The organism is Pseudomonas sp. PvP100, from assembly GCF_017833055.1.
Taxonomy (GTDB): Bacteria; Pseudomonadota; Gammaproteobacteria; order Pseudomonadales; family Pseudomonadaceae; genus Aquipseudomonas; species Aquipseudomonas syringae.
Genome location: NZ_JAFIBO010000001.1, coordinates 3,892,861 through 3,904,123 on the forward strand (window position 1 = coordinate 3,892,861; position 11,263 = coordinate 3,904,123).

The window sequence follows — 11,263 nt, forward strand, 5'->3', positions numbered from 1 at the left end:
TTGATCGCCGAGAACTTCCGGGCAAGTAAAAACACGGGCTCAGGCGAGCCGGCAATTCTAGTCCTACGCCGGAAATGAATCAAGCCCCAAAAGGGGCTTGATTCAAATTCAGGCGCCATCCCGACCGGTGACTTGCGTAGCCGGCGGGAGGGCGCGAGAGGTGTCGCCTTACCAGCTGGCTTTGACCAGACCTGGAACGTCGCCACGCATAGCTGCTTCACGCAGCTTGTTACGGCCAAGGCCGAACTTGCGGTAAACGCCGTGTGGACGACCTGTGATGCGGCAACGGTTACGCATGCGCGCAGCGCTTGCGTCACGTGGTTGCTTCTGCAGGGCTACGGTAGCTTCCCAACGTGCTTCTGGACTTGCGTTCAGATCAACGATGATTGCTTTCAGCTCTGCACGCTTCTTGGCGTACTTGGCAACGGTGAGCTGACGCTTCAGCTCACGGTTTTTCATGCTCTTCTTGGCCATTTTCCTACTCCAATCAGTTGCGGAACGGGAATTTGAAAGCACGCAGCAATGCGCGACCTTCATCATCGTTCTTGGCAGTGGTGGTCAGGGTAATGTCCAGACCGCGGAGAGCATCGATCTTGTCGTAGTCGATTTCCGGGAAGATGATCTGCTCTTTTACGCCCATGCTGTAGTTACCACGACCATCGAAGGACTTGGCATTCAGGCCGCGGAAGTCGCGAACCCGAGGCAGGGAGATCGACAGCAGACGATCCAGGAATTCGTACATACGATCGCGGCGCAGAGTCACTTTGACGCCGATCGGCCAACCTTCACGGACTTTAAAGCCAGCGATGGATTTCCGAGCGTAAGTCACAACGACTTTTTGACCGGTGATCTTTTCCAGGTCAGCAACAGCGTGCTCGATGACTTTTTTGTCGCCGATCGCTTCGCCCAGACCCATGTTCAGGGTGATTTTGGTAACGCGCGGAACTTCCATCACGTTCGAAAGCTTAAGTTCTTCCTTAAGTTTCGGAGCGATTTCCTTCCGGTAAATCTCTTTTAGTCGTGCCATGGTCTTCTACCTAGCAGTGTTCAAGCATCAACCGCTTTTTGGGTCGACTTGAAGACACGAATTTTCTTGCCGTCTTCAACTTTGAAACCAACGCGGTCAGCCTTGTTGGTTGCGCCGTTGAAAATGGCGACGTTAGAAGCGTGCATTGGCGCTTCTTTCTCGACGATACCGCCCTGTACGCCCGACATCGGGTTTGGCTTGGTATGACGCTTCACCAGGTTGATCCCACCAACGACCAAACGGTCGTCAGCGAGAACCTTGAGCACCTTACCGCGCTTACCTTTGTCTTTGCCGGCGATCACGATGATCTCGTCGTCACGACGAATCTTTTGCATGTCGGATCTCCTTAGAGCACTTCTGGGGCGAGCGAGACGATCTTCATGAACTTCTCAGTACGAAGTTCACGGGTCACTGGCCCAAAGATACGGGTACCGATCGGCTCTTGCTTGTTGTTCAACAGAACAGCAGCGTTGCCATCGAAGCGGATGATGGAGCCGTCTGCACGACGAACACCGTGGCGAGTGCGGACTACAACTGCAGTCATCACCTGGCCTTTCTTCACCTTGCCGCGAGGAATTGCTTCCTTGACGGTTACTTTGATGATGTCACCGATACCAGCGTAACGACGATGGGAGCCACCCAGCACCTTGATGCACATAACGCGGCGTGCGCCGCTGTTATCGGCCACATCGAGCATGGATTGAGTCTGAATCATATAATTTCTCCGACCCCTAGCCCTTAGACTTCCACAGCGCGTTCGAGGATATCAACCAACGCCCAAGACTTGGTCTTGGCTACCGGACGAGTTTCACGAATAGTGACCTTGTCGCCGATATGGCATTGATTGGTTTCGTCGTGTGCGTGCAGCTTAGTCGAACGCTTAACGTATTTACCGTAGATCGGGTGCTTTACGCGACGCTCGATCAGAACGGTGATGGTCTTGTCCATCTTGTCGCTGACAACACGGCCAGTCAGCGTACGGACAGTTTTTTCGGCTTCAGCCATGATTACTTACCTGCCTGCTGGTTGAGCACAGTTTTCACGCGAGCGATGTCACGCTTAACTTGCGAGAGCAGATGAGACTGCCCCAACTGGCCAGTTGCTTTCTGCATACGCAGATTGAACTGGTCGCGCAGCAGGCCGAGCAGTTGCTCGTTCAGCTGCTGTGCTGATTTTTCACGAAGTTCATTCGCTTTCATCACATCACCGTCCGCTTAACAAAGGAGGTGGCGAGCGGCAGCTTTGCAGCAGCCAGGGCGAAAGCCTCACGCGCCAGCTCTTCAGTAACACCCTCGATTTCATACAGGACTTTGCCTGGCTGAATCTGGGCAACCCAGTACTCCACGTTACCCTTACCTTTACCCATCCGAACTTCGAGTGGTTTTTTGGTTACAGGCTTGTCCGGGAACACACGGATCCAGATCTTGCCGCCACGTTTAACGTGACGGGTCAGAGCACGACGCGCTGACTCGATCTGACGAGCGGTGAGACGACCACGAGCAACAGACTTCAGCGCGAACTCGCCGAAGCTGACTTTGCTACCGCGCAGTGCCAGACCACGGTTGTGGCCGGTCATCTGCTTGCGGAACTTCGTACGCTTTGGTTGCAACATTTGGCGTACCCCTTACTTAGCAGCTTTTTTACGAGGCGCTGGTGCTTGTGGTTTCAGTTCTTCTTGGCGACCACCAATTACTTCGCCTTTGAAGATCCAAACCTTTACACCGATCACACCGTAAGTGGTGTGAGCTTCGTAGTTGGCATAGTCGATGTCGGCACGCAGGGTGTGCAATGGCACACGACCTTCGCGATACCATTCAGTACGTGCGATTTCAGCACCGCCGAGACGACCGCTCACTTGGATTTTGATGCCTTTGGCACCAATGCGCATGGCGTTCTGAACAGCGCGCTTCATAGCGCGACGGAACATTACGCGACGCTCCAGCTGCTGAGCTACGCTCTGCGCAACCAGCATACCGTCGAGCTCCGGCTTACGGATCTCTTCGATATTGATGTGCACAGGCACACCCATTTGCTTGGTCAGGTCCTGACGCAGTTTCTCAACATCTTCACCTTTCTTCCCGATAACGATACCTGGACGAGCGGTGTGGATGGTGATACGTGCTGTCTGAGCCGGACGATGGATATCGATACGGCTGACGGACGCGCTTTTTAATTTGTCTTGGAGGTACTCACGCACTTTCAGATCAGCGAACAAATAGTCCGCATAAGTCCGACCGTCTGCGTACCAGACGGAGGTGTGCTCCTTGACGATTCCCAGGCGAATGCCAATGGGATGTACTTTCTGACCCATCTCTTCGACTCCGTTACTTGTCAGCAACCTTGACAGTGATATGGCAAGACCGCTTGACGATGCGATCAGCACGGCCTTTAGCACGTGGCATGATGCGCTTCAGCGAACGCCCTTCGTTGACGAAAACGGTGGAGACCTTGAGGTCATCAACGTCTGCGCCTTCGTTATGCTCGGCGTTGGCTACAGCCGACTCCAGCACTTTCTTCAGGATCTCGGCGGCTTTCTTACTGCTGAAAGCCAACAGGTTGAGCGCTTCGCCCACCTTCTTCCCGCGGATCTGGTCGGCGACCAAGCGGGCTTTCTGGGCGGAGATTCGAGCGCCCGACAACTTAGCGGCTACTTCCATCGTTCCTTACCCCTTAACGCTTGGCTTTCTTGTCTGCCACGTGCCCACGATATGTGCGGGTACCGGCAAACTCGCCTAGTTTATGGCCGACCATGTCTTCGTTCACGAGAACTGGAACATGCTGGCGACCGTTATGCACTGCAATGGTCAAACCGACCATTTGTGGCAGGATCATCGAACGACGCGACCAGGTCTTAACTGGTTTGCGATCGTTCTTTTCCGCCGCCACTTCGATCTTCTTCAGTAGGTGAAGATCAATAAAAGGACCTTTTTTCAGAGAACGTGGCACTGTCGTATCCCTCTATTTACTTGCGACGACGGACGATCATTTTGTCGGTACGCTTATTACCACGAGTCTTCGCGCCCTTAGTCGGGAAGCCCCACGGCGATACCGGATGACGACCACCAGAGGTACGACCTTCACCACCACCATGTGGGTGGTCAACCGGGTTCATGGCAACACCACGAACGGTTGGGCGAACGCCACGCCAGCGTTTGGCACCCGCTTTACCCAGCGAACGAAGGCTGTGCTCGGAGTTCGAGACTTCGCCCAGCGTTGCACGGCACTCAGACAGTACTTTACGCATTTCACCGGAGCGAAGACGCAGGGTCACGTACACACCTTCACGAGCGATCAGCTGTGCCGAGGCACCAGCGGAGCGAGCGATCTGTGCGCCTTTACCTGGCTTCAGTTCGATGCCGTGTACGGTGCTACCAACTGGAATGTTGCGCAGTTGAAGAGCGTTGCCCGGCTTGATTGGTGCCAGAGCACCTGCAATCAGCTGGTCGCCAGCACTCACGCCTTTAGGGGCGATGATGTAGCGGCGCTCGCCGTCTGCGTAAAGCAGCAGAGCAATGTGAGCAGTACGGTTTGGATCGTATTCGATACGCTCGACGGTGGCAGCGATGCCATCCTTGTCGTTACGACGGAAGTCGACCAGACGATAATGCTGTTTATGGCCACCACCGATATGACGGGTAGTAATACGACCATTGTTGTTACGACCACCAGACTTCGATTTTTTCTCGAGCAGCGGTGCGTGAGGAGCGCCTTTATGCAGCTCCTGGTTGACCACCTTGACCACAAAACGGCGGCCAGGGGAAGTCGGTTTGCATTTAACGATTGCCATGATGCACCCCTTCCTTACTCAGCACTGCTGCTGAAATCGAGATCTTGGCCTGGCTGAAGGGAGATAACTGCCTTCTTCCAGTCATTACGCTTGCCCAGACCGCGAGCAGTGCGCTTGCTCTTACCCAGAACATTCAGGGTAGTAACACGCTCTACTTTCACGCTGAACAGGCTTTCGACGGCCTTCTTGATTTCCAGCTTGGTTGCGTCAGTAGCAACCTTGAAAACGAACTGACCTTTTTTGTCTGCAAGAACCGTAGCCTTCTCGGAAACGTGCGGGCCAAGCAGAACTTTAAATACGCGTTCCTGGTTCATCCCAGCAGCTCCTCGAATTTCTTCACGGCCGACACAGTGATCAACACTTTGTCGTATGCGATCAGACTAACTGGATCGGAACCTTGAACGTCACGTACATCAACGTGCGGCAGGTTACGAGCAGCCAGGTACAGATTCTGGTCAACAGCGTCAGACACGATCAGGACGTCAGTCAGGCCCATGCCAGTCAGCTTGTTCAGCAAATCTTTGGTTTTCGGTGCTTCAACAGCGAAGTCCTGAACCACGACCAAACGATCAGTACGAACCAGTTCAGCAAGGATGGAGCGCAAAGCAGCGCGATACATCTTCTTGTTGAGCTTCTGAGTGTGATCCTGAGGACGAGCTGCGAAAGTGGTACCGCCGCCACGCCAGATTGGGCTACGGATAGTACCGGCACGAGCACGGCCAGTACCTTTCTGACGCCAAGGGCGCTTACCGCCACCACGAACGTCGGAACGGGTCTTTTGCTGCTTGCTACCCTGACGACCGCCAGCCATGTAGGCCACGACTGCCTGGTGAACCAGCGTCTCGTTGAATTCGCCGCCAAATGTCAGTTCGGAAACTTCGATTGCCTGAGCGTCATTTACATTTAATTGCATGTCAGCTTCCCCTTAACCGCGAGCCTTGGCTGCCGGACGTACAACCAGGTTGCCGCCAGTAGCGCCAGGAACAGCACCCTTGACCAACAACAGATTGCGTTCAGCGTCCACGCGCACTACTTCCAGGGACTGCACGGTCACGCGCTCAGCGCCCATATGACCGGACATTTTTTTGCCCTTGAATACACGACCAGGAGTCTGGCACTGGCCGATAGAGCCTGGGACGCGGTGGGAGACGGAGTTACCGTGGGTATTGTCTTGACCACGGAAATTCCAACGCTTGATCGTACCCTGGAAGCCCTTACCTTTGGACTGACCGGTTACATCAACCAGTTGACCAGCGGCGAAGATTTCAGCGTTGATCTGATCGCCAGCCTGGTAGTCGCCTTCTTCAAGACGGAATTCCATGACGGTACGACCGGCGGCAACGTTCGCCTTAGCGAAGTGGCCAGCCTGAGCGGCTGTAACACGCGAAGCGCGACGCTCGCCGACAGTGACTTGCACTGCACGATAGCCATCGGTTTCTTCGGTTTTGAACTGAGTGACGCGATTCGGCTCGATCTCAATGACCGTGACCGGAATGGAGACACCTTCTTCGGTGAAAATACGGGTCATACCGCATTTACGACCGACTACACCAATAGTCATGTTGTAAACCTCATGAGTGTACGGGGCTTTCACCCGCTATGGCCGCCCATTTCAGAGCGTTACACGACTAAGACCCAAGTCTTAGCCGAGGCTGATCTGAACTTCCACACCGGCCGCAAGATCAAGCTTCATAAGCGCATCAACGGTTTTTTCCGTTGGCTGGACAATGTCCAGAACACGCTTGTGAGTACGGATCTCATACTGGTCGCGCGCGTCTTTGTTGACGTGCGGAGAAACCAGAACGGTGAACCGCTCTTTACGAGTCGGCAGTGGAATCGGACCACGCACCTGTGCACCAGTACGTTTCGCGGTTTCCACGATTTCCTGGGTTGATTGGTCGATCAGGCGATGGTCAAAAGCCTTCAACCTGATACGGATTTGCTGGTTTTGCATTGGATTCAGACTCCAGATTGCTGTTCCCACCGAGCGCAATACGCCCGTTAAAAGGAGGCGCAATTCTATAGACGACCTAACAAGGTGTCAACCCAATAAAAAAGCCCCCGCAGTGCGGGGGCTCTTTTTGGGACTCAACGCTTAAGCGATGATTTTGGCTACGACGCCAGCGCCGACGGTACGACCGCCTTCACGGATTGCGAAACGCAGACCATCTTCCATTGCGATTGGCTTGATCAGGGTAACGGAAACTTTAACGTTATCACCTGGCATGACCATTTCTACGCCTTCCGGCAGTTCGCAGCTACCAGTTACGTCGGTAGTACGGAAGTAGAACTGTGGACGGTAGCCTTTGAAGAACGGAGTGTGACGACCGCCTTCTTCCTTGCTCAGAACGTAGATTTCAGCTTCGAACTGAGTGTGCGGCTTGACGCTGCCTGGCTTGACCAGAACCTGGCCACGCTCAACGTCGTCACGCTTGGTGCCGCGCAGCAGCACGCCGCAGTTCTCGCCAGCACGACCTTCGTCGAGCAGTTTGCGGAACATTTCAACACCGGTGCAGGTGGTGACGGTAGTGTCACGCAGACCAACGATTTCCAGTGGATCCTGAACCTTGACGATACCGCGCTCAATACGACCAGTCACAACAGTACCGCGACCGGAGATCGAGAACACGTCTTCGATTGGCATCAGGAACGGCTTGTCGGTAACACGAACTGGTTCTGGAATGTACGAGTCCAGTGTTTCAACCAGTTTACGAACGGCAGTGGTGCCCATTTCGTTGTCGTCTTTACCTTCCAGAGCCATACGAGCAGAACCGATGATGATCGGAGTGTCGTCGCCTGGGAAGTCGTAAGTGCTCAGCAGATCGCGCACTTCCATCTCAACCAGTTCCAGCAGCTCAGCGTCGTCTACCAGGTCAGCCTTGTTCAGGAAGACCACGATGTACGGAACGCCAACCTGACGGGACAGCAGGATGTGCTCACGGGTTTGTGGCATCGGACCATCAGCGGCCGAACAAACCAGAATCGCGCCGTCCATCTGGGCAGCACCAGTGATCATGTTCTTCACGTAGTCAGCGTGACCTGGGCAGTCAACGTGAGCGTAGTGACGGATCAACGATTTGTATTCGACGTGCGCGGTATTGATGGTAATACCACGAGCTTTTTCTTCCGGTGCGCTGTCGATCTTGTCGAATTCAACAGCAGCCGAACCGAAAACTTCGGAGCAGACGCGAGTCAGAGCAGCGGTCAGCGTGGTTTTACCGTGGTCAACGTGACCAATGGTGCCAACGTTGACGTGCGGGAGGGAACGATCAAATTTTTCTTTAGCCACGACAAATAACTCCTAGCCTAAAGGCGCTGAATCAGCCTTGTTTTTTGGTTACAGTTTCGACGATGTGCGACGGAGCTGTATTGTATTTTTTGAATTCCATAGAGTAGCTTGCGCGACCCTGAGACATGGAGCGAACGTCGGTCGCATAACCGAACATCTCACCCAACGGAACCTCGGCACGAATTACTTTGCCGGAAACCGTATCTTCCATACCCAGAATCATGCCGCGACGGCGGTTAAGGTCGCCCATCACGTCACCCATATAGTCTTCAGGCGTAACAACCTCTACCGCCATGATCGGCTCAAGCAGCTCACCACCGCCCTTCTGGGCCAGTTGCTTGGTCGCCATGGAAGCAGCCACCTTAAACGCCATCTCGTTCGAGTCGACGTCATGGTAGGAACCATCAAACACGGTAGCCTTCAGGCCGATCAGCGGATAACCGGCAACAACGCCGTTCTTCATCTGCTCTTCGATACCCTTCTGGATAGCCGGGATGTATTCCTTGGGAACAACACCACCTACCACTTCGTTTACGAATTGCAGACCTTCCTGACCTTCGTCAGCAGGTGCAAAACGGATCCAGCAGTGGCCGAACTGGCCACGACCGCCGGATTGACGAACGAACTTGCCTTCGATTTCACAGTTCTTCGTGATGCGCTCACGATAGGAAACCTGAGGCTTGCCGATGTTGGCTTCGACGTTGAACTCACGGCGCATCCGATCAACCAGGATGTCCAGGTGCAGCTCGCCCATGCCAGAGATGATCGTTTGACCAGTCTCTTCATCAGTCTTGACGCGGAAAGACGGGTCTTCCTGAGCAAGTTTGCCCAGTGCGATACCCATTTTTTCCTGGTCATCCTTGGTTTTAGGCTCAACGGCAACCGAAATAACCGGCTCCGGGAAGTCCATACGAACCAGGATGATTGGCTTGTCAGCGTTGCACAAGGTCTCACCAGTGGTGACGTCCTTCATGCCGATCAAGGCCGCGATGTCACCAGCGCGCACTTCCTTGATCTCTTCGCGGGCGTTTGCGTGCATCTGCACCATACGACCCACACGCTCTTTCTTGCCCTTGACCGAGTTGATCACGCCGTCGCCGGATGCCAACACGCCCGAGTAAACGCGGACGAAAGTCAAGGTACCCACGAATGGGTCGGTAGCGATCTTGAACGCCAGAGCCGAGAACGGCTCGTTGTCGTCTGCATGACGCTCCATCAGGATTTCTTCGTTATCAGGATCGGAACCCTTGATAGCTGGAATATCGATTGGAGCCGGCAGGTAGTCGATCACGGCGTCGAGAACCAGGGGAACACCCTTGTTCTTGAAGGAAGAACCGCAAACAGCAAGAACGATCTCACCAGCGATAGTACGCTGACGCAGAGCGGCCTTGATTTCCTCGTTGGTGAGTTCTTCACCCTCAAGGTACTTGTTCATCAGCTCTTCGCTGGCTTCGGCCGCAGCCTCGACCATGTTGCTGCGCCACTCGTCAGCCAGTTCCTGCAGTTCAGCAGGGATAGGCTCACGACGTGGAACCATACCCTTGTCGGCATCGTTCCAGTAAACAGCTTCCATGGACATCAGATCGATCTGACCCTGGAAGTTGTCTTCGGCACCAATGGCCAGCTGGATCGGCACCGGGGTGTGACCCAGACGCTGCTTGATCTGAGCGATTACGCGCAGAAAGTTCGCACCAGCACGGTCCATCTTGTTCACGTAAACGATACGCGGAACACCGTACTTGTTGGCTTGACGCCATACGGTTTCGGACTGCGGCTCTACGCCAGAAGTACCGCAGAACACAACGACCGCGCCGTCGAGTACACGCAGGGAACGCTCAACTTCAATGGTGAAGTCAACGTGGCCCGGGGTGTCAATAACGTTGAAACGGTATTGATCTTTGTGTTGCTTCTCGGAACCCTGCCAGAAGGCAGTAATAGCAGCAGAAGTAATGGTAATACCACGCTCCTGCTCCTGAACCATCCAGTCCGTGGTCGCGGCGCCGTCATGCACCTCGCCCATTTTGTGGCTTTTGCCGGTGTAAAAAAGGACGCGCTCGGTGGTGGTGGTTTTACCAGCATCCACGTGAGCGACGATACCAATGTTACGGTAGCGGCCAATCGGAGTAGTACGAGCCATAAAGCCCTCGCAAAATTAGTGACGCTGAAATTAGAAGCGGTAGTGCGAGAAAGCCTTGTTGGCCTCAGCCATACGGTGCACGTCTTCACGCTTCTTGACCGCAGCACCTTTACCTTCGGCGGCGTCCAGCAGTTCGCCAGCCAAACGCAGTGCCATTGACTTCTCACCGCGCTTGCGCGCGAAGTCTACCAGCCAACGCATTGCCAGAGCATTACGACGGGACGGACGAACTTCGACAGGAACCTGGTAAGTAGCACCGCCTACACGGCGCGACTTTACTTCGACCAGCGGAGCGATGGCGTCGAGAGCTTTCTCGAAGATTTCCAGGGGGTCGCTGTTCTTACGTTCTTTAACCTTTTCCAGCGCGCCATAAACGATACGCTCGGCAACGGCTTTCTTGCCGCTTTCCATTACGTGGTTCATGAACTTGGCCAGAATCTGGCTGCCGTATTTTGGATCGTCAAGCACTTCGCGCTTGGCTGCTACGCGTCTTCTTGGCATGGATAAGCCCTCAAACGGTCTTCAGGTTAGCTCGGGACCACCATCCTGCAAGGGATGCGCCCGACCTTACTCTTATCGACTCAGAAAAATAGAAATCTGCAATTTCAAACAGAAGCCAAAAACTACTTAGGCTTCTTGGTACCGTATTTCGAGCGACCCTGGTTACGACCTTTAACGCCGGAAGTATCCAAAGAACCACGAACGGTGTGATAACGAACACCTGGCAAGTCTTTTACACGACCGCCACGGATCAGTACCACGCTGTGTTCTTGCAGGTTGTGACCTTCACCACCGATGTACGAGGAAACCTCGAAACCGTTGGTCAGGCGCACACGGCAGACTTTACGCAATGCCGAGTTAGGTTTTTTCGGCGTGGTGGTATACACACGAGTGCACACACCGCGACGTTGCGGGCAGTTCTGCAGCGCAGGTACGTCGGATTTCTCGACGATACGCTTACGCGGCTGACGTACCAGCTGGTTGATAGTTGCCATCTACTAGCTCCACTGTTGTCTTGCGACG

General features: G+C 54.3%; 19 protein-coding genes. All 19 read right to left on the reverse strand.

Annotated elements, in window-relative coordinates; translation table 11 throughout:
• Positions 1–168: 168 nt before the first annotated feature.
• On the reverse strand, positions 169–474 hold the full coding sequence (rpsN, locus tag JOE39_RS16630; protein WP_002555476.1) for a 30S ribosomal protein S14: 306 nt from the start codon (positions 472–474) through the stop codon (positions 169–171).
• A 13-nt stretch (positions 475–487) separates the two neighbouring features.
• Positions 488–1,027 (reverse strand): 50S ribosomal protein L5, encoded by a 540-nt coding sequence (gene rplE, locus JOE39_RS16635; protein WP_002555477.1) that lies wholly within the window; start codon positions 1,025–1,027, stop codon positions 488–490.
• Positions 1,028–1,047: 20 nt separating this feature from the next.
• Positions 1,048–1,362 (reverse strand): 50S ribosomal protein L24, encoded by a 315-nt coding sequence (rplX, locus tag JOE39_RS16640; RefSeq protein ID WP_003317102.1) that lies wholly within the window; start codon positions 1,360–1,362, stop codon positions 1,048–1,050.
• Positions 1,363–1,373: 11 nt separating this feature from the next.
• Positions 1,374–1,742: a 50S ribosomal protein L14 gene (gene rplN, locus JOE39_RS16645; RefSeq protein ID WP_002555479.1), complete on the reverse strand. Its 369-nt coding sequence runs from the start codon at positions 1,740–1,742 to the stop codon at positions 1,374–1,376.
• A gap of 23 nt (positions 1,743–1,765) precedes the next feature.
• On the reverse strand, positions 1,766–2,032 hold the full coding sequence (gene rpsQ, locus JOE39_RS16650) for a 30S ribosomal protein S17 (protein ID WP_002555480.1): 267 nt from the start codon (positions 2,030–2,032) through the stop codon (positions 1,766–1,768).
• A 2-nt stretch (positions 2,033–2,034) separates the two neighbouring features.
• Positions 2,035–2,226, reverse strand: a complete 192-nt coding sequence (rpmC, locus tag JOE39_RS16655; RefSeq protein WP_002555481.1) for a 50S ribosomal protein L29 — start codon at positions 2,224–2,226, stop codon at positions 2,035–2,037.
• Positions 2,226–2,639, reverse strand: coding sequence for a 50S ribosomal protein L16 (rplP, locus tag JOE39_RS16660; protein ID WP_002555482.1), 414 nt, complete (start codon positions 2,637–2,639; stop codon positions 2,226–2,228). The genes rpmC and rplP overlap by 1 nt, the downstream gene beginning before the upstream one ends.
• Positions 2,640–2,651: 12 nt before the next feature.
• Entirely contained in the window at positions 2,652–3,338 is a 687-nt protein-coding gene (rpsC, locus tag JOE39_RS16665; protein WP_003176422.1) for a 30S ribosomal protein S3, read from the reverse strand.
• Positions 3,339–3,351: 13 nt separating this feature from the next.
• Positions 3,352–3,684, reverse strand: a complete 333-nt coding sequence (gene rplV, locus JOE39_RS16670) for a 50S ribosomal protein L22 (protein WP_002555485.1) — start codon at positions 3,682–3,684, stop codon at positions 3,352–3,354.
• Between the two features lie 13 nt (positions 3,685–3,697).
• A complete protein-coding gene (gene rpsS, locus JOE39_RS16675) occupies positions 3,698–3,973 on the reverse strand; it encodes a 30S ribosomal protein S19 (protein WP_002555486.1) in 276 nt (91 codons plus the stop codon).
• 16 nt (positions 3,974–3,989) lie between these two features.
• Entirely contained in the window at positions 3,990–4,814 is an 825-nt protein-coding gene (gene rplB / locus JOE39_RS16680) for a 50S ribosomal protein L2 (RefSeq protein ID WP_003317104.1), read from the reverse strand.
• A gap of 14 nt (positions 4,815–4,828) precedes the next feature.
• The gene (gene rplW / locus JOE39_RS16685) at positions 4,829–5,128 is read right to left on the reverse strand and encodes a 50S ribosomal protein L23 (RefSeq protein ID WP_002555488.1); all 300 of its coding nucleotides are present in this window, start codon (positions 5,126–5,128) and stop codon (positions 4,829–4,831) included.
• Entirely contained in the window at positions 5,125–5,727 is a 603-nt protein-coding gene (rplD, locus tag JOE39_RS16690) for a 50S ribosomal protein L4 (protein WP_002555489.1), read from the reverse strand. Before rplD ends, rplW begins: the two co-directional genes overlap by 4 nt.
• Before the next feature lie 12 nt (positions 5,728–5,739).
• The gene (gene rplC, locus JOE39_RS16695; RefSeq protein ID WP_002555490.1) at positions 5,740–6,375 is read right to left on the reverse strand and encodes a 50S ribosomal protein L3; all 636 of its coding nucleotides are present in this window, start codon (positions 6,373–6,375) and stop codon (positions 5,740–5,742) included.
• An 81-nt stretch (positions 6,376–6,456) separates the two neighbouring features.
• Positions 6,457–6,768 (reverse strand): 30S ribosomal protein S10, encoded by a 312-nt coding sequence (gene rpsJ, locus JOE39_RS16700; protein WP_002555491.1) that lies wholly within the window; start codon positions 6,766–6,768, stop codon positions 6,457–6,459.
• 141 nt (positions 6,769–6,909) lie between these two features.
• On the reverse strand, positions 6,910–8,103 hold the full coding sequence (gene tuf / locus JOE39_RS16705; protein WP_003344210.1) for an elongation factor Tu: 1,194 nt from the start codon (positions 8,101–8,103) through the stop codon (positions 6,910–6,912).
• Positions 8,104–8,134: 31 nt separating this feature from the next.
• The gene (fusA, locus tag JOE39_RS16710; protein ID WP_003317109.1) at positions 8,135–10,240 is read right to left on the reverse strand and encodes an elongation factor G; all 2,106 of its coding nucleotides are present in this window, start codon (positions 10,238–10,240) and stop codon (positions 8,135–8,137) included.
• 30 nt (positions 10,241–10,270) lie between these two features.
• Entirely contained in the window at positions 10,271–10,741 is a 471-nt protein-coding gene (gene rpsG / locus JOE39_RS16715; protein WP_002555493.1) for a 30S ribosomal protein S7, read from the reverse strand.
• A 122-nt stretch (positions 10,742–10,863) separates the two neighbouring features.
• Positions 10,864–11,235, reverse strand: coding sequence for a 30S ribosomal protein S12 (gene rpsL / locus JOE39_RS16720; RefSeq protein WP_002555494.1), 372 nt, complete (start codon positions 11,233–11,235; stop codon positions 10,864–10,866).
• Positions 11,236–11,263: the final 28 nt, after the last annotated feature.

What these genes read in the sequence shown, in the direction of transcription:
- rplP (WP_002555482.1), bottom strand. Translation starts at nt 2,639, where the DNA reads ATGTTGCAACCAAAGCGTACGAAGTTCCGCAAGCAGATGACCGGCCAC.
- rpsC (WP_003176422.1), bottom strand. Translation starts at nt 3,338, where the DNA reads ATGGGTCAGAAAGTACATCCCATTGGCATTCGCCTGGGAATCGTCAAG.
- rpmC (WP_002555481.1), bottom strand. Translation starts at nt 2,226, where the DNA reads ATGAAAGCGAATGAACTTCGTGAAAAATCAGCACAGCAGCTGAACGAG.
- rpsL (WP_002555494.1), bottom strand. Translation starts at nt 11,235, where the DNA reads ATGGCAACTATCAACCAGCTGGTACGTCAGCCGCGTAAGCGTATCGTC.
- rplV (WP_002555485.1), bottom strand. Translation starts at nt 3,684, where the DNA reads ATGGAAGTAGCCGCTAAGTTGTCGGGCGCTCGAATCTCCGCCCAGAAA.
- rplX (WP_003317102.1), bottom strand. Translation starts at nt 1,362, where the DNA reads ATGCAAAAGATTCGTCGTGACGACGAGATCATCGTGATCGCCGGCAAA.
- rplC (WP_002555490.1), bottom strand. Translation starts at nt 6,375, where the DNA reads ATGACTATTGGTGTAGTCGGTCGTAAATGCGGTATGACCCGTATTTTC.
- rpsJ (WP_002555491.1), bottom strand. Translation starts at nt 6,768, where the DNA reads ATGCAAAACCAGCAAATCCGTATCAGGTTGAAGGCTTTTGACCATCGC.
- rplN (WP_002555479.1), bottom strand. Translation starts at nt 1,742, where the DNA reads ATGATTCAGACTCAATCCATGCTCGATGTGGCCGATAACAGCGGCGCA.
- rplB (WP_003317104.1), bottom strand. Translation starts at nt 4,814, where the DNA reads ATGGCAATCGTTAAATGCAAACCGACTTCCCCTGGCCGCCGTTTTGTG.
- rpsN (WP_002555476.1), bottom strand. Translation starts at nt 474, where the DNA reads ATGGCCAAGAAGAGCATGAAAAACCGTGAGCTGAAGCGTCAGCTCACC.
- rpsG (WP_002555493.1), bottom strand. Translation starts at nt 10,741, where the DNA reads ATGCCAAGAAGACGCGTAGCAGCCAAGCGCGAAGTGCTTGACGATCCA.
- rplE (WP_002555477.1), bottom strand. Translation starts at nt 1,027, where the DNA reads ATGGCACGACTAAAAGAGATTTACCGGAAGGAAATCGCTCCGAAACTT.
- rplW (WP_002555488.1), bottom strand. Translation starts at nt 5,128, where the DNA reads ATGAACCAGGAACGCGTATTTAAAGTTCTGCTTGGCCCGCACGTTTCC.
- fusA (WP_003317109.1), bottom strand. Translation starts at nt 10,240, where the DNA reads ATGGCTCGTACTACTCCGATTGGCCGCTACCGTAACATTGGTATCGTC.
- rplD (WP_002555489.1), bottom strand. Translation starts at nt 5,727, where the DNA reads ATGCAATTAAATGTAAATGACGCTCAGGCAATCGAAGTTTCCGAACTG.
- rpsQ (WP_002555480.1), bottom strand. Translation starts at nt 2,032, where the DNA reads ATGGCTGAAGCCGAAAAAACTGTCCGTACGCTGACTGGCCGTGTTGTC.